Here is a 16,540-nt window from a genome sequence, read left to right as displayed (position 1 = left end):
AGAATAAGGAGTAAATCGAGGTTAGCTAATTTGACCACATTGATTATGATTTTGAGCTAATACCTGCAAAACATCACGGCGGCGAATAATACCGACCAACTTACCCTCTTCAATCACAGGGTAAACACTGACATTGTCTTTTGTCATGCCCAGTGCAACATCAAATATAGTTGTTTGTGGTGATACGCTGACAATATTCTTACTCATCACATCGTTGACGATAGCCGGTTTATCACAGTGGTAACTGCCATTAATCAGTGCTTTCATGCAATCTGATTCCGACACGAAACCGATGACTTCATTTTCTGCGTTAACCACTGGCATTGCATTAATCTGGTGTTTAGCAAACAAATCAACCACAGCGACCAGTGACGTACCACATGGGATGCTCGGAGCATTAATTTTCATTTCATTCATTACGCGTTGCATAGTCATAGGCATGATTCCTTATCTCAAAGCAAGATTGCTCTAGAAGAGGAATGACTATAACGCCAAACTTGAAATAGCTAAAGACGATTAAAGCTAACAATTTAATCGCCTAAAGCTATCAACATAGATTAACCTCGAAGCTCGATTAACGTAGCGGCTGTAAATGCTCCGCCATAAACTGCAGGCTGCGCTTACCACGAAACTCATTCACATCAAGTTTGTAGGCTAGTTCAATCTTCTGCACAGAGGCATCGGGCCATACTTCCAAATCAACATTAAAGGCAATCGCATCAACCAGTGGACCGCCATTTTCAGGTTCAAGCATCATTTTTAAATGTTTTTTGCCCACAAGACGTTGCTCACGCAATCTAAAAATACCATCAAAGATCGGTTCAGGGAACATCTGCCCCCATGGCGCCGCCTCTTTAATTAGCTCAGCCGTTGGGAGTGACAATTGCTCACTCGGCAACTCGCCATCACTTAATACCACCCCAGTTAACTGCTCTTCAGTTAGCAACTCTTTTACTAAGGTATTAAACTGCTTGGCAAACTCGTCATAACAATCAAGACGTAATGATAAACCTGCCGCCATGGCATGACCGCCGAACTTCAAGATCATGCCCGGATTACGGGTATCAAGTAGCTCCAAAGCATCACGTAAATGCAGACCAGGAATGGAGCGTGCAGAACCTTTAATTTCACCTTCACCCGCATCAGCAAAAGCAATAACGGGGCGGTGAAAGCGTTCTTTGATGCGTGATGCCACCAAGCCAACGACACCTTGGTGCCAATCATCTTGAAATAAACAAATACCATAAGGCACTTGGCCAGCATCAAAATCAACACTTTTTAGGATAGTCAGTGCTTCTTGCTGCATCGAACTTTCAATTTCTTTACGTTCTTCATTAAGACTATCAAGTTCACCAGCAAAGCGACGCGCATTGTTTAAATCTTCACACAATAATGTCGCTACACCCACTGACATGTCGTCTAATCGGCCTGCTGCATTTAATCTTGGTCCTAATGCAAAACCCAGATCGCTGGCACACAATTGGGCTTGATTACGGTTAGCAATCTCGATTAACGCTTTAATACCCGGACGACATTTATCGGCGCGGATACGTTGTAAACCTTGATGCACCAAAATACGGTTATTGGCATCTAAAGGCACCACGTCAGCAACTGTGCCCAGTGCAACGATATCCAATAGACAGGCTAAATTAGGCTCAACGACACCTTGTTTGGCAAACCAATGCTGTTCTCGCAACGCACTACGTAACGCCAACATCAGATAGAAAGCCACCCCCACTCCCGCTAAGTTCTTACTGGGGAAAGTACAGCCGTGCTGATTCGGGTTAACAATCGCATCAGCATCCGGTATTTCAGTGCCTGGGAGATGGTGATCGGTTACCAGTACTTTAATGCCCAATGCTTTCGCCGCAGCCACACCTGCAATACTGGAAATACCGTTATCCACCGTCATGATCAATTGCGCACCATTGGCGGCAGCAAGGTCGACAATTTCAGGGCTCAAACCATAACCAAATTCAAAGCGGTTCGGCACCAAAAAATCAACATTGCGATAACCGAGCATTTTAAAACCAAGCATTGATAACGCGGTACTCGTGGCGCCATCGGCATCAAAATCACCGACAATGATGATACGTTGATTTTGCTCTAGCGCCGCGACTAATAGTTCACACGCGACTGTCATGCCTTTAAGCTGATTAGGGCGTAATAAATTTTTAGCCCCTTTATCTAATTCCTGATCAGAGGTAACACCACGACTTGCATAAATCTGGCGTAACAATGCCGGTATCGCCGCTGATATGCCGTCGCAAGCTAGATTATCGCGACGCTTAATGTATTTATTCAAGATTTATCCATACTTTCTAGAATACTAAGTAGCTGCGCAGCAGGCACATAACCCGGTTGCATTTGGCCATTCTCAAACACAATAGCTGGTGTACCAGTCACGCCTAAACGACGCCCTAACTCATATTGCTGCGCCACTGTATTAGTGCACATTTCAGGTACAACTTTACCGCCACGTTTAGCATTGTTCATTGCCTGGGCTTTATCTTCTGCACACCAAATTGAGGCCATATCTTGATACGTTGGAGAATTCAGGCCACCACGTGGAAAAGCCAGATATTTAACGCTAACACCAAGTTTATTAAGTTGTGCCACTTCATTATGTAACTTACGGCAATAACCACAGTTAATATCGGTAAACACTGTGATGCTATATTTTTCGTTATCAGCAGGGTAATCAATGGTCTCACCAGCAAGTCCTTGCATTGCTTGCAGGCGAACTTTACCCATGGCTTGTTCGGTTAGATCGGTAACACCAGCATCACTAACTTGATAAAGAGAGCCTTGGATAAGGTTAGAGGCATCGGCATTTACGTAGAAGATACCTTGTTCCGTCACCACTTCAAATAAGCCCGGGATCGCACTATCACTAATGCTCGATACTTTAAAGTTAAGTTTTTCAGCTAATAAGCGTGAAATATCTTGGTGTTCGACAGATAGTTCCGCGGCAGTGATTTGTGTAGGTGCCACTGTAGGCTCAACCGTCGGCACAACTACAGGCGCTTGTTGCGGTGCGCCGTTAATGCCCAATACAAAACTACCCACTAAACCTGCAGCGATTGCTGTAATTAATACTTTCTTTAACATATGTTCTCCGCTCTTATCCTTAATGGATATCCATAGTCATAAATTAACAGAATTCATTATTTATCACTAGCCTTAAATCCTTGCCAATACCCTACCACTAACGCAATTAAGCACGTGGATGATGCTCACTATGCAACTGCTCTAATCGCGCCGTAGCAACGTGAGTATAAATTTGAGTAGTGGATAAATCACTGTGACCAAGTAACATTTGCACCACGCGTAAATCGGCGCCATAGTTCAACAGATGAGTAGCAAACGCATGGCGTAAAGTGTGCGGAGATAAATGCGTTGTTATCCCTGCGGCTTGTGAATAATGCTTAAGGCGGTGCCAGAACGTCTGCCTAGTCATAAAATTGCCGCGTCGTGATGGAAATACCACATCAGACGTTAAGCCTTTCAGTAATGTTGCACGCGCTTCGTCAATAAAGCGCTCTGTCCAATACACAGCTTCTTCACCCATAGGTACCAAACGTTCTTTACCACCCTTACCTGTTACGCGAACAAGGCCTTGGCGTAAGCTCATCGACTCCATGCTCAAACCAACTAGCTCAGATACCCGCAAACCTGTCGCATAGAGTAATTCCATCATGGCTTTATCGCGCAGTTGGATAGGGTCATCTAATTCAGGGGCCGCGAGTAATGCATCGACTTCGGCTTCCGATAAATTACCCGGTAAGCGCTGCGGCAGTTTAGGACTGATAAGCAGCGCGGTTGGATCATCATCGCGTAACTGTTCACGATAGAAATATTGATAAAGGCGACGAATAGCACTCAACTGACGCGCAGTACTACTGGCTTTGTAGCCGAGGTCAAAACGGCTTGCCATAAACGCTTGGATCTCAAGGCGATCGACAGTTAATAATTGCTGTTTATGCTGCTCTAGCCAGTGATGATATTGGTTCAAGTCATTACGGTAAGACATCAAGGTATTATCTGACAACCCGCGTTCATGCCACATCACATCTAAAAACTGCTCTATTATTTCAATCTTTTCCAAGTGAGTGCCCTATGCTGCTATTACAATGACAATGATAATTGCCATCACTATTTCATTAGTATAACAACACTGTATAAATAAACATGAATTATAGTACAATTATCTCATGTTACTATGTACAAACGATGAGCAACTGATCGCTCAGACCACGATAAACACATAGTATGATTAGCAACACTGTCTTTGGATGTAGATAATGAAAATCGGTTTATATTACGGCTCAACTACTTTTTATACCACCATGGCTGCGGAAAAGATCCAAGCTGAAATAGGTGCAGAACTTGTCGACTTACATGACATAAAAGACACTGGTTTTACTGATATAGAGAACTATGATGTGGTTCTATTTGGTATTTCAACGTGGGATTACGGCGAACTTCAAGAAGACTGGGGTGATCTGTGGTCTGATATAGCAGGCATTAATCTCGCAGGGAAAACGGTCGCTTTATTTGGTCTTGGTGATCAAGTTAATTATATTGAATGGTTCCTCGATGCAATGGGCAAGCTAATTGACGAACATCAAGGCAAAGGCATTCACTTTATCGGTCAATGGCCAAACCAAGGGTATGAGTTTGTCGCTTCAAAAGCGTTAACGGAAGATGAAAGCCAGTTTCTCGGTCTAGCGCTAGATGAAGACAGTCAATACGATCAGACGGATGAGCGTATTGCCACTTGGACATTACAAGTACTCGAAGAAATTGAAGCACACTTTTCATAACTACGAATGTAAGTGATAGAAACTATATACGGTGTAGTGAGAACAGCCACCATCGTTATGTGGCCCATCGCAACAAACAGATAAGATAAAATAAAAAGTAAAAGGCCGCTGCAATCTGAGATTGCAGCGGCCTTTTTGTTATTCATTGACAAGCAATGTTTATTTTAAAGAAACGCCTTTCATGTAATCGAAGAAATCACTCTCAGGAGAGATAACTAATACATCAGATTTGTTACTAAAACTCTTAGTGTAAGCTTGTAGGCTACGTAAGAAGTTATAAAATTCAACATCTTTGTTATATGAATCAGCATAGATCTTCGCAGCTCGAGCATCACCTTCACCACGTAATTGACGTGCTTGACGATTTGCATCCGCTAACATTACTGTGACTTTAGCGTCAACAGATGCTTTGATGATTTCAGCTTGCTCATAACCTTGCGAACGATGTTCTTTCGCTACAGCATGACGCTCTGCACTCATACGTTGGAAAATACTGTTACTTACTTCCTCAGGTAGATTGATCTGTTTGATACGTACATCTTCAACCAAAATACCTAGCTCAGAAGAACGAGCCATACGTTTTAATGCATCTTCCATCACTTCGCCACGTTCACCAGAAACAATATCTTTAATGGTGCGATTACCGATCTCATTACGTAGACCATTGGTAATTTTACGTGATAATAAAGACTCTGCTTGTAAGAAATTACCGCCATTGGTTGCAAGGTAAAATTTCTCAAAGTCTTCAATACGCCATTTAACATAAGAATCGATAATTAAATCTTTCTTTTCAGACGTAACGAAACGATCAGCAAGACCATCAAGCGTTTGTAAACGCGAGCTTAACACTCGAATTGAATCGATAAATGGTACTTTAAAGTTTAGACCAGGAAGGTAAACCTTCGCTTCATCACCGGTTTTAAGTACTTTACCAAAACGTACAACTAACGCACGTTGACCTTCGTTTACCACAAAGAAAGACGAAAAACCAAGTAATAGCACAAGTACTAAAATAACTGCTTTTAATTGATTCATAGCTTAGTTTCTCCCTGTGTTATAACGATCAGGACGAACATTAGAACTATTCGTATCTGGATACTGATAACGATTATTAGATTTCGCAGGTTGTTGCGGTGCTGTTACTGAGTTTTCCGAACGTGCCGGTTTAGTATCAGTTGCGTTAGCGCTCATGATTTTATCTAATGGTAGATAAAGCATGTTGCCAGTACCTTCAGTATCAACCACAACTTTCGTTGTATTTGAATAAACCTGTTCCATTGTTTCTAGATATAAACGTTGACGCGTTACTTCCGGCGCAAGGTTATACTGTGGCAATAGACTTTCAAAACGTGCCACTTCACCTTGTGCTTTTAGCGAAACTTGTTGTTGATAAGCTTCAGCTTCTTGCTCAATACGCTTCACTTGACCACGTGCTGTCGGTTCAATTTCACGTGCGTATGCTTCAGCTTCACGAATATAACGTTGCTCATCTTCTTGTGCCGCAATTGCATCATCGAATGCATCTTTCACTGCTTCCGGTGGACGTGCAGACAAGAAGTTGACGTCAACAAGCTGGATACCCATGTTATAAGCATCAATAATCGTTTCAATGTTTTCACGAGTACTTTGACGTACCACTTCACGACCCGTCGTGATCACATCATCCATTGTGGTATGACCGACAACAAAACGTAATGCACTGTCGATTGCTTGATGTAAGCTATCATCCGGATTTGTTACGCTAAATAGATAATCACGCGGGTTGATAACCAGATATTGAATATCCATTTTAACGTCAACAACGTTTTCATCTTTGGTCAACATTGAACCAGACGCAGGCATAGAGCGGATGCTCTTAACGTCAACAGGGATCACGCGATCAATAAACGTTGGTAACCAAGATAAACCTGGTTCAACTGTTTGAGAATACTGACCTAAGCGTAATACTACGCCACGCTCAGCTTCTTTGATCGTATAGAAACCACTGACCACCCAGATAGCCGCAAGTACACCAAGTACCAGAGAGACGCCAACTTTATTGAAGTTAGCACCACCTGAAAACTTACTGCCTTTACCGCCACCGAACTTGCTGGTTAGCTTTTTAAATACTTCGTCAAGATCAGGGGGTCCCTGCTCTTTCCCTTTTTGTCCCCAAGGGTCGCGATCTTTATTACCGCCATTTCCGGGCTCATTCCAAGCCATTTGCATCTCCATTACCAGATAGTTTCGGGAAAACATTAATTATATCAGCCTACTGCTGAATGATGAAATCTTCAATATTATTACATTTATGTTTTTTCAAACGTTGCCAATCAATCATAGTCATTCTAATGTCGAGTAGCCAGTCACCATTTTCAGCAAATGCTTCATGTTCAATACAATCGAGATTATATAAGTGACTTACAATGTTACCTTGTATTGCTGACAACTTTAGTTTGACCACTTTCATGGTACTTGACAATAATTCCGTCAATGCTTGATATAAAAACTCAGTACCCTCGCCTGACATTGCTGATAACCATACGTTAACAGGCTTACCTTCATCATCATAATCAATACGACAACGACCGTCATCAAGCTTATCGACTTTGTTATATACCATCAATACAGGTACTTCACCCGCATCAATCTCTGTTAATACCGAATTCACTTCTATGATATTACCGCGCATATTTTCATCTGCACAATCAATTACATGTAAAAGTAGATCCGCTTCTCGCGTTTCCGTTAGTGTCGCCTTAAAAGCCGCCACTAAATCATGCGGTAAATGGCGAATAAAACCAACGGTATCTGCTAAAACCACTTCACCAACATCTGCAACCGCAATACGGCGCAGTGTGGGATCTAACGTCGCAAACAGTTGATCGGCCGCATACACTTCCGCATCAGTTAAACGATTAAACAGTGTAGATTTACCTGCATTGGTATAACCCACTAACGAAATTGTCGGTATTTCACGACGTTTACGTGAACGACGACCTTGGTCACGCTTAGTCACCACTTTGTCTAGTCGACGTAAAATACTGTCTATACGCACGCGTAATAAACGGCGATCAGTTTCAAGTTGAGTTTCACCTGGACCACGCATACCGATACCGCCTTTTTGGCGTTCTAAATGCGTCCAACCACGAATTAATCGGGTCGACATGTGGCGCAGTTGCGCTAATTCAACTTGTAACTTACCTTCATGGGTACGGGCACGTTGAGAAAATATATCTAAAATCAAGCCAGTACGGTCTACCACACGACATTCAATTAACGCTTCTAAATTACGTTCTTGGCGTGGTGCTAACGCATGGTTAAAGATAACGATATCAGCATTATAAAGCTTCACAGCCTCAGCAATTTCTTCTGCTTTACCGCTACCAACAAAATATTTAGGATGTGGTCTTGAACGCGCGCCTGTTACTACAGATAACGCATTTACACCGGCAGAGGAAACCAACATTTCTAATTCATGCAGATCTTCTCGGTTGCCTTCATCATTAAAATTCACGTGCACTAATATGGCACGTTCACCTGCTTCATGGCGATCAAACAACTTCACGACTCCCTATGAGTATACGACCCACAAGATTTTTTAGTTTAAATTTCAAAGAATTATTTATCACTTTCGCTATCAGCTTGGATTCCATGCTGTAACGGACGCGCCGGTACCACTGTTGAAATAGCGTGTTTATATACCATCTGGCTTACCGTATTTTTTAGCAAGATAACAAATTGATCAAATGACTCGATTTGTCCTTGTAACTTAATACCGTTAACTAAATAAATTGCCACAGGAATCCGTTCGCGACGTAATGCATTCAAAAACGGGTCCTGTAATGATTGTCCCTTAGCCATCAATAGTTTCCTTTTAAAAATTAGATTTTTATTATAATGAAAAATATAACCGATAATTACCAGTATACAACTTAAAAATAGGCTCTAGCCAACTGATAATAAAACTTTTTCTAAATTATCATCTGCTTTGGAGTCCAACCAAGTTAGATCGTTCCAACTTTTTAACCAGGTCATTTGACGTTTTGCCAATTGCCTTGTTGCCACAACACCACGGAACACCATCTCATCATGGTCCATTTTGCCATCTAGGTATTCCCACATTTGGCGATAACCGACACAACGCATTGATGGTAAATCAAGATGCAGATCATCACGTTGATATAAAGCTTGAACTTCGGCTTCAAAACCGGCGGCTATCATCAATTTAAAACGGCGTTCGATACGCTCGTGCAAGACGGCTTTATCGGTTGGAGCAATCGCAAACTGGCTAACATCATAAGGCAGTGGATCGCCTTTTTGTTGGGTTAACTCCGTTAATGACTTACCCGTGAGTCGATAAACTTCAACCGCGCGGCAAACCCGTTGAGCATCATTTTTATGTAAACGCGCAGCCGATTCAGGATCATACAAAGATAACTCTTGATGTAATGATTCCCAACCACGTAGTTTTGCTTCCGCTTCAATAGCCAGTCTAATCTCAGGCACAGATGTTGGTACCGGAGATAAACCTTCAAGCAGTACTTTAAAATAAAGCATAGTACCACCAACAAGTAGCGGTATTTTTCCTGCATCTGTGATCGCTTGCATATGTTTTAGCGCATCAGCACGAAAATCTGCGGCAGAATAGCTCATTGCAGGATCAATAATATTGATTAAGCGATGCGGTGCTTCGGCAAGTTCTGCCGCGGTTGGTTTCGCACTACCTATATCCATGTCTTTATAAATCAACGCGGAATCAACGCTGATAATTTCACATGGCAATTTTTTTGTTAACTCAATAGCAAGATCAGTTTTACCTGACGCCGTTGGCCCCATTAAAAAGATAGCTTTGGGTAATGGTTTAGTTTGCTGTTGAGTCACAGTTAAATCTCTCTATTACAGACATATAGTCCAGTTTCTCAAATAGTTTAGAACGGTATTGCTGTTGTACACTGCAGTCCTGTTCAATAAATTGGCTATATATTTGAGTTGCTTGTTCCCAAGTAAATTTGGTCAATCCGTGACTACCTTGTATTGCAAGCCAATGGCACAAGGCGGCAACATCGGAGGCGGTAGCCTTTTCGGATAGATGGACTATCTGTTGCAATAACTCTGGTAACACAGCAGATAAATTCGCTTGGCGTAATTGCGCTGGTACCTTTCTAACGATAATGGTGGCGGCATGACTATAATTCAACTCTAAACCCAGGCGATTAAGCAAATTTTGCTGATTTTTTGCAGTTTCAACGAAGTTTTTGTCTAATTTAATCGATATTGGCAATAACAGCGGCTGTGAGATAATCCCTTGTTCCCACGTGGCTAGCAATTGCATTTTGCAGTTAACTTGCCACATCGCCGTCACGTCAGCCAGTAAAAGATCATCGTCATGTTGCAATAATAAGTAATTATCGCTAAGTAAACTCAGTACTTTGACCTGCGCTATTTGTTGCTGAGCAACCTGCTTATTCGCCGTTGACTCACGAGCCTGAGTCGTGCCGAGATTACTTGCCTGATTTAACGCGAGAATTTCAGCCTTGCTTGGTTGTAACAAGTGGTTATATTGTTTTATTGCGCCAGCAGAGGGCTTATCTGGCATATATTGATGCTGTTGACCAAAACTCGGGGACTTTTGAGTCGTCTCCGTAAAAGTAGCACCATAATTATCACTCGATTTAGCACCATAACCATGCTGTTTCTGCATCGGCGTAGTCGCACTGTATGAATTGCGACTCGCACTGTCAGCTATCCCCATACCATGCTCAGCCGTATTCTCTGTGTCATGGACTTGTCCAGGATAGCTTAGTGCTTCCTGAGCCGGTAACTCTGCAGCAGGCATCGATGGGCTCACGCCTTCAGTGATAGCTTTAAATACGCCCTGAAAGATAAAATCATGCACGAGGCGCGCTTGATGAAAACGAACCTCATGTTTAGCCGGATGAACATTAACATCCACTTCACGCACAGACACTTCAATGAACAATACATAAGCCGGTGGCGCTGCGATACCAGTCGCTTCTTCATAAGCCTGACGCAATGCATGGTTAATCAGCTTATCTCGCATCATACGGCCATTCACATAGCTGTATTGCACATCCATCGGTGCGTTATCATGAGGTAAACCAACCCAACCCCATAATTTAATATCATCGTGTTCACAATTCAACGCCATGCAATTAGCCATGAAATTGTTGCTGGTAATACTGGCAACGCGACGTTCCTGTTGCTCAATAGTGCTCGCGGGGCGATAACTGCGGATCACTTTTCCGTTGTGCTTAAGAGTGATCTGTAAATCAAAACGGCTTAAAGCAATACGCTTGACCAATTCATCAATATGATTAAATTCAGTTTTATCAGTACGTAAAAATTTACGACGAGCAGGGGTATTAAAGAATAAATCAATCACTTCAACCGTGGTACCAATCGGATGCGCAGCAGGTTTAACTTGTACTTGCATATCGCGCCCTTCCGCATAAGCTTGCCATGCTTCGGTTTGCATTTTGGTTCTAGAGGTAAAGGTGAGACGAGAAACAGAGCTGATACTCGCTAATGCTTCACCACGAAAACCAAGGCTATCAATCGCTTCCAGATCATCGAGTGTAGCCAGCTTGCTGGTAGCATGGCGGCTTAATGCCAGCCCCAGTTGATCCTTCTCGACACCACAGCCATTATCACGAATACGAATCAGCTTGGCGCCACCCTTATCAATATCAATATCAATACGCGTAGCACCCGCATCAATACTGTTCTCAATCAGTTCTTTAACGACCGATGAAGGGCGCTCGACCACTTCACCTGCTGCAATTTGGTTAGCTAATCGAGGCGGTAAAATTTGAATTGTCATGACACACCTAACTCGTTGGTATTTTCAATTTCTGGCCAATAAACACGGTATTCTTGGTTAAATTATTTAGCTGTTTGATACGTGTCACCGATGTACCATAACTGTTAGCAATAACAGAAAGTGACTCGCCTTTTGTCACTATATGCGTACTGTTTCTCATGTACGCTAAATAAGTATCTTTAGGCGGTGAATTACGAAAATGCAAATAGCTACCTTGAGCAATGGCGTTAGCAATTTTATACTGATGACTGCTCGTCGTTAACTTTTTACCTTCTCGGTAGTTGGTGACAAAACCAGCTTCCACCAAGAGTGAAGGTATATCCAGCGATTTTAATACTGCCAAACTTTGCTCGTATGGCTTAGATTTATGCATGCCTGTCACTTTAGCGAGCTCATGATGGATCAATGACGCCACGTTATACCCTGCACCTTGTGAATATTGTTGGCCAAGATCAAGGAACATGTACTGTAAATCATCATCAGCATCGCTATTTTTAATCGCCTCACCCACGCCGCCTAACAAGCCATCGACATTATCATTACGCAGATTTTTCTTAAACTCATAATTAGCCCGACCTTGCGATAAGATCAGTGTTGACGCGCCAGATGGTTGTGATGAGGTAAAGCCATCTGCATGCACTGAGACTAACAATTCAGCTTTGAACTTACGTGCAATGGCCGAACGTTCATTCAGCGAAATGTAGCGGTCATCTTTACGGATCAACACCGCTTTAATGCCTTTTTTCTTATTTAAAATCGCCACGGTCTTTTTAGCGATCGCCAAGTTAATGTCTTTTTCAACAAACTTTTTAAACCCTATCGAGCCGGGATCTTTACCACCATGGCCAGCATCAATCGCAATAATCACATCCCTGCGCGGGTGTTTAATCACGGCTTTTTTAGCTGGTTTCTTGGCTACTGCAGGGCTCTTTTGCTTGACTACAGCTTTGCTCGACTTGGTCGGTTTAACCGGTAGGTCAATCACAATCCTGTTTTTAGTCGTTTTACTGCCCGCTAATTCAAAAAAGCGGTAATGAATCGGTTTAGCCAAGTGAAAAATAATCCGTAAATCACTCGATTTAGCTGATTTAGCCTGCTCAACACGGGTAATATTACTGCTTAATTTAGCTAATTTGCTGATATTGGCAAGGTTACGGGTACCCCCAAAATCCACCACAATTTGTGTTTTTTTATGGCGGTCGTAGAGATTGAATAACGGTTTTTTAGCCAGATCAAAAACAATCCTTGTTTTATCCGCATGCTCGACAATGCGGATAGCCGTTACCAAATTGGCAGCATAACTCCATGGCATAAAGCACAGGTAAACTATGCTCAATAATAAAATCCGTTTAAACATCTTATCCTACATTTATATTAGCAAGTTTATTAACCAAGGTTACGCCTAATTCACTGATGCCTTCGACAACAACTTCGCGCTGTTCGCCCACATAAGTCAACGTGATTTGCACATCTTCACCAGGTAAAAAACCTTCTCCACGCTGTGGCCACTCAACTAAACACAGGCAGTTATCAGCAAAATAATCACGGATACCCATGAATTCTAATTCTTCCGGATCAGCCAGACGGTAAAGATCAAAGTGATAAACATTCCAATCGGCTAATTCATACGGTTCAACTAATGTATAAGTTGGGCTTTTCACATTGCCTTGATGACCCAGTGATTGCACAAAACCACGGGTTAATGTCGTTTTACCCGCACCCAAATCACCGTGTAGAAAAATGGTCGTTGCGCTATCGCATACACTCGCAAGACTCGCGCCAAAAGCAACGGTTTCTGATTCATCTGCCAATAAAACTTTTACTGTATTTGTCATCTAATTTGAATACCTTAAACATTAAAATAAAACGCGATATCGAGCCGTATTAAATACACCAACTCAGCACTGAACAATGATACGTGTTTTTAACTAAGCACGTACTTATAAAATTGGACAGGTATGTAGATTCTACAAATTGTCGAGCCCAAAGAAAACCACAATATGATAAACTTTACCTCAATTTACCAATAGACAGATAATAAACCATGCCTCCAATAGACTATCAACAACTTACGCAACAAATTAAAGTCTGGGGTGCAGAACTTGGTTTTCAACAAGTCGGGATTGCTGATACGGATCTATCGACTTACGAACCGCATTTTCAAACTTGGTTAGATAATGGTTATCACGCAGACATGGATTATATGTCACGTTACGGAACCATGCGAACGCATCCAGAAGAACTTTATCCAGGGACTATTCGCGTGATCTCGGTACGCATGGATTACCTGCCACCCGATGCACTGATGGCGACAACTTTAAAGCAAAAAGATAAAGGTTACATTAGCCGTTATGCACTTGGTCGTGATTATCACAAAATTGTCCGTAAACGCCTGAAACATTTAGGCGATAAGATCAGCGAATATTGTGAAACACTCGATGCCCGCCCTTTTGTAGATACCGGTCCTTTACTCGAACGTCCCTTAGCCGAAAAAGCCGGTTTAGGTTGGACAGGTAAACATTCTTTGATCTTGAATAAAGAAGCTGGTTCGTGGTTTTTTCTTGGCGAAATATTAATAAACCTGCCATTACCTATTGATAAGCCTATTGAAAATCAATGTGGTAAATGTACTGCTTGTTTACAAATTTGTCCTACACAAGCGATTGTCGAACCTTACAGTGTCGATGCAAACCGTTGTATTTCTTACCTTACTATTGAACTGTTCGGGCCGATTCCAGAGCAATACAGACCGTTAATAGGTAATCGAATCTACGGTTGTGATGATTGCCAGTTGATCTGCCCGTGGAATCGATTCGCTGCGATTACTGGCGAACAAGATTTTCACCCAAGATCAAACCTACACTCACCTGAATTATTAACCCTGTATGGATGGGATGAAACTTACTTCTTAAAGCAAACCGAAGGCTCGCCGATCCGCCGTATTGGTCATGAGCGCTGGTTGCGTAATATTTCAGTGGCTTTAGGTAACGCCGCCTATTCAACAGAGATTGTCACGGCGCTAGAAGCTAAATATCCTGACACAACAGCAATGGTACAAGAGCATATCACTTGGGCGCTGCAACAACAGCAGGCCAAAGCCGACACTATTATTCCGGTATTACAGATTGATAAGACTAAAGACAAATTAATCAGAATGGTTGAGAAAGCGTTGCCACGTGATGCATGATTTATAAATAAAAACCCATCACTCGATACCAAAAAAAGCGCGTAGAGGACACTCCTCTACGCGCTTTACTATTTACAACTTATACCATTTACATCTATTAACAGTTATTTATCCGTTGTAGTTACATCCACATCACTGTTAACAGCAACGGCGTCATCAGCCGATTGTTTAGCTAATTGTTCAGCTTCCCACCTTTTTGCCTTATTAATTAAGCCTGTAATGCTCGAGCCTTGCACCAAAATAGAAAACACCACCACTGAATAAGTCATCACCAGAATAATTTCTCGTACATCAATGTTCTTTTCTGGAATAACGAATACGCCAGCAGGGATCGCCAGCGCCATTGCTAATGCTAAACCGCCACGTAATCCGCCCCACGTCAGGATCTTCACTGACAACGGGTTATAACTGCGGAAACGATTAAAGAATAGATAAGAGAATTTCACACTTAAATAACGTGCTAACAGTACTAATGGAATAGCAAAAACCATTAAGATCCAATCTTCTTCATGGAAGCTAAATAACAGCATCGCCATACCAATTAGTAAGAATAAAATACCATTTAAGAATTCATCAACTAATTCCCAAAAGTGATCGAGATGATGCTCACTTTCTGGTGAAAAGCCTTTTTGGCGCGTCCAGTTACCAATCATAATACCAGCAACCACCATAGCTAACGGACCTGACACATGGATCACGTCAGCAAACACATAACCCGCCGTCGGGATAGCAATCGTCAATAATAACTCCATCGAGTGATCGTTAGTCGAACTGATTAAATAATGGAAAACTAAACCAAGCGCAAAACCATAGATAATGCCGCCAATAGCTTCATGTAAGAATAGCTGACTAACGCTGCTAACAGTCGGTACTTCAGTACCAAAGGCAACAGTAAACAGCGTCATAAAGATCACTAAACCAAAGCCATCATTAAATAATGATTCACCTTCGATTTGCGTTGAAATACGTTGTGGCGCATCTAGATTCTTAACAATCGCCAATACCGCGATCGGATCCGTTGGTGAAATAAGTGCACCAAACAGTAGGCAATAAATGAAGTCTAATGGAATACCAATAAGCTGGCAGAACCCCCACAAAACACCACCAATAAAAGATGTTGAAAACAAGGTTGCCACTAATGCTAATACCGTGATCTCCCATTTTTGGTCTTTCATATGGGCTAATTTAATACCCAAACCGCCAGCAAATAATAAAAACCCGAGGATACCTTTTAATAAAAAGCTTTCAAAATTGATATTATTTAATTGCTCAGTGGCGATGGCCTCTAAATGAAACCAACCACTTTGACCTGCAATCACAATACCTAAAGACAGTATTATTGATCCCGCAGTGATCGCAATGGTTGTTTGCATTTTGCCAATTTTGCTATTAATAAAAGCAATAAATATCGCAACTGCAGCGAGAAAACATAAGGTACTGTATACCGACATGCCACACCTCTGATTGAAGTAAATTTGATAAGATTAATTGAAGATTATTTTTACGAGCTACACAATGTTCTTGTTAGATATAAAAATCAAGTTGTTTCCACTATATCAATTACAACAGCAATAAATAGTGCTTAACTTCCAGAAAAACTACCTAAAATTATATAGTTAAATGAAATAATAGAATACTTTATAACAGGCAACGCTAAGTATTAAGAATAGCGGTTTAGCATAAATAAGGCTGAGATTGGTATAT

General features: G+C 41.8%; 15 protein-coding genes. 2 read left to right on the top strand and 13 right to left on the bottom strand.

Features of this window, described 5'->3' with window-relative positions; all coding sequences use genetic code 11:
- Positions 1-21 precede the first annotated feature (21 nt).
- The 4 genes from QNK26_RS06270 to xerD all read right to left on the bottom strand — a co-directional run bounded on the left by QNK26_RS06270 (position 22) and on the right by xerD (position 4,108).
- Positions 22-435: a CBS domain-containing protein gene (locus QNK26_RS06270; RefSeq protein WP_017221851.1), complete on the bottom strand. Its 414-nt coding sequence runs from the start codon at positions 433-435 to the stop codon at positions 22-24.
- Positions 436-574: 139 nt separating this feature from the next.
- Positions 575-2,305 (bottom strand): single-stranded-DNA-specific exonuclease RecJ, encoded by a 1,731-nt coding sequence (recJ, locus tag QNK26_RS06265; RefSeq protein ID WP_319221595.1) that lies wholly within the window; start codon positions 2,303-2,305, stop codon positions 575-577.
- Entirely contained in the window at positions 2,302-3,111 is an 810-nt protein-coding gene (gene dsbC, locus QNK26_RS06260; RefSeq protein ID WP_319221593.1) for a bifunctional protein-disulfide isomerase/oxidoreductase DsbC, read from the bottom strand. Before dsbC ends, recJ begins: the two co-directional genes overlap by 4 nt.
- A 106-nt stretch (positions 3,112-3,217) precedes the next feature.
- Positions 3,218-4,108, bottom strand: a complete 891-nt coding sequence (xerD, locus tag QNK26_RS06255) for a site-specific tyrosine recombinase XerD (protein WP_319221592.1) — start codon at positions 4,106-4,108, stop codon at positions 3,218-3,220.
- A 196-nt stretch (positions 4,109-4,304) separates the two neighbouring features.
- Between xerD and fldB the strand changes: the two genes are divergently transcribed.
- Positions 4,305-4,826: a flavodoxin FldB gene (fldB, locus tag QNK26_RS06250; protein WP_319221591.1), complete on the top strand. Its 522-nt coding sequence runs from the start codon at positions 4,305-4,307 to the stop codon at positions 4,824-4,826.
- Between the two features lie 159 nt (positions 4,827-4,985).
- Here the strand turns inward: fldB and hflC are convergent, their stop codons facing one another.
- From hflC to tsaE, 8 genes are all read right to left on the bottom strand, one after another.
- Positions 4,986-5,861, bottom strand: a complete 876-nt coding sequence (gene hflC / locus QNK26_RS06245; RefSeq protein ID WP_198437838.1) for a protease modulator HflC — start codon at positions 5,859-5,861, stop codon at positions 4,986-4,988.
- 3 nt (positions 5,862-5,864) lie between these two features.
- The gene (gene hflK / locus QNK26_RS06240) at positions 5,865-7,028 is read right to left on the bottom strand and encodes an FtsH protease activity modulator HflK (RefSeq protein WP_319221589.1); all 1,164 of its coding nucleotides are present in this window, start codon (positions 7,026-7,028) and stop codon (positions 5,865-5,867) included.
- A gap of 49 nt (positions 7,029-7,077) precedes the next feature.
- Entirely contained in the window at positions 7,078-8,367 is a 1,290-nt protein-coding gene (gene hflX, locus QNK26_RS06235) for a ribosome rescue GTPase HflX (RefSeq protein WP_319221598.1), read from the bottom strand.
- Positions 8,368-8,426: 59 nt separating this feature from the next.
- A complete protein-coding gene (gene hfq, locus QNK26_RS06230) occupies positions 8,427-8,669 on the bottom strand; it encodes an RNA chaperone Hfq (protein ID WP_319221588.1) in 243 nt (80 codons plus the stop codon).
- Positions 8,670-8,753: 84 nt separating this feature from the next.
- A complete protein-coding gene (miaA, locus tag QNK26_RS06225) occupies positions 8,754-9,689 on the bottom strand; it encodes a tRNA (adenosine(37)-N6)-dimethylallyltransferase MiaA (RefSeq protein ID WP_319221587.1) in 936 nt (311 codons plus the stop codon).
- Positions 9,670-11,649 (bottom strand): DNA mismatch repair endonuclease MutL, encoded by a 1,980-nt coding sequence (gene mutL / locus QNK26_RS06220; protein WP_319221585.1) that lies wholly within the window; start codon positions 11,647-11,649, stop codon positions 9,670-9,672. The genes miaA and mutL overlap by 20 nt, the downstream gene beginning before the upstream one ends.
- A 7-nt stretch (positions 11,650-11,656) precedes the next feature.
- Entirely contained in the window at positions 11,657-12,985 is a 1,329-nt protein-coding gene (locus tag QNK26_RS06215) for an N-acetylmuramoyl-L-alanine amidase (protein WP_319221584.1), read from the bottom strand.
- Between the two features lie 22 nt (positions 12,986-13,007).
- Positions 13,008-13,484, bottom strand: coding sequence for a tRNA (adenosine(37)-N6)-threonylcarbamoyltransferase complex ATPase subunit type 1 TsaE (gene tsaE, locus QNK26_RS06210; protein ID WP_319221582.1), 477 nt, complete (start codon positions 13,482-13,484; stop codon positions 13,008-13,010).
- Positions 13,485-13,693: 209 nt separating this feature from the next.
- On the opposite strand from tsaE, the gene queG reads away from it, so the two are divergent.
- Entirely contained in the window at positions 13,694-14,836 is a 1,143-nt protein-coding gene (gene queG / locus QNK26_RS06205) for a tRNA epoxyqueuosine(34) reductase QueG (RefSeq protein ID WP_319221581.1), read from the top strand.
- Positions 14,837-14,940: 104 nt separating this feature from the next.
- On the opposite strand, the gene QNK26_RS06200 is transcribed toward queG, so the two are convergent.
- The gene (locus QNK26_RS06200; protein WP_319221580.1) at positions 14,941-16,287 is read right to left on the bottom strand and encodes a sodium:proton antiporter; all 1,347 of its coding nucleotides are present in this window, start codon (positions 16,285-16,287) and stop codon (positions 14,941-14,943) included.
- Positions 16,288-16,540: the final 253 nt, after the last annotated feature.

The sequence above is a fragment of the Moritella sp. genome (assembly GCF_033791185.1).
Taxonomy (GTDB): domain Bacteria; phylum Pseudomonadota; class Gammaproteobacteria; order Enterobacterales; family Moritellaceae; genus Moritella.
This window is presented reverse-complemented; position numbering and strand designations above follow the sequence as displayed.